The organism is Streptomyces sp. M2CJ-2, assembly GCF_016757295.1.
Lineage (GTDB): Bacteria > Actinomycetota > Actinomycetes > Streptomycetales > Streptomycetaceae > Streptomyces.
The window spans coordinates 1-778 of the sequence record NZ_JAESIF010000266.1; the positions used below are offsets into that span (position 1 = coordinate 1).

At 70.2% G+C, this 778-nt stretch carries 3 protein-coding genes; all 3 read left to right on the forward strand.

What is annotated here, in order from left to right; all coding sequences use genetic code 11:
• Nucleotides 1-26 precede the first annotated feature (26 nt).
• The gene (locus JL475_RS41395; RefSeq protein WP_202282960.1) at nt 27-221 is read left to right on the forward strand and encodes an acyl-CoA carboxylase subunit epsilon; all 195 of its coding nucleotides are present in this window, start codon (nt 27-29) and stop codon (nt 219-221) included.
• Between the two features lie 19 nt (nt 222-240).
• Nucleotides 241-702 (forward strand): cobalamin B12-binding domain-containing protein, encoded by a 462-nt coding sequence (locus JL475_RS39230; protein WP_202282961.1) that lies wholly within the window; start codon nt 241-243, stop codon nt 700-702.
• The coding region (locus tag JL475_RS39235) for a biotin carboxylase N-terminal domain-containing protein (protein WP_272933043.1) at nt 696-778 on the forward strand (83 nt) is incomplete at its 3' end. The genes JL475_RS39230 and JL475_RS39235, both read left to right, overlap by 7 nt.

Sequence of the window (778 nt, forward strand, 5' to 3'; positions counted from 1 at the left end):
CCCCTTCTAGCCCCCCAGGAGCCGCTGTGATCAAGGTCGTACGGGGCCATCCCACCCCGGAGGAGCTCGCCGCCGTGGTCGCGTTGCTCTCCGCTGTCCGTGCCCCGGGTCCCGGACCTGCTCCCCACCGTGCCGGTGCTTGGGCCTCCCCTCGACTGCTCTTGCGCACGCCTCAGGGATACGGCCCTGTCGGCTGGCGCGCCTCAGCCCTCCCCCAGTGAATTTCCGAACGGAGAGACCATGAACGTCCTGCGACAGCGCGCAGATCTCGGTGGTGCGGCGCCGCCTCGACTGCGTGTGGTGATCGCCAAACCCGGACTCGACGGTCACGACCGCGGCGCCAAGGTGATCGCCCGCGCGCTGCGCGACGCCGGGCACGAGGTGATCTACACCGGACTGCACCAGACCCCGGAGCAGATCGTCGCCACCGTCATCGCCGAGGACGCACCCGTCCTGGGCCTTTCCGTCCTCTCGGGCGCCCACCTGACGATCGTGGGGCGCGTGATCGAGCTGCTGGCACGGGAAGACGCGAGCGACGTCCGCATCCTGGTCGGCGGCATCATCCCGGACGCCGATGTCCGCGCGCTCGAAGCCATGGGCGTCGCCGCGGTGTTCACCCCCGGTGCGGACATCCGCCGCATCGTCGAGACCGTCGATGCGCTCAGTGCCGACCGGACGGACGTACAGGAGACGGCATGCTGACCAAGGTGCTCATCGCCAACCGTGGCGAAATCGCTGTCCGCGTGGCCCGGGCCTGCCAGGACGCCGGCATCACCAG

Bases quoted from the DNA above. Each gene is read 5' to 3' on its own strand.
- JL475_RS39230 (WP_202282961.1), top strand. From the start codon at position 241: ATGAACGTCCTGCGACAGCGCGCAGATCTCGGTGGTGCGGCGCCGCCT.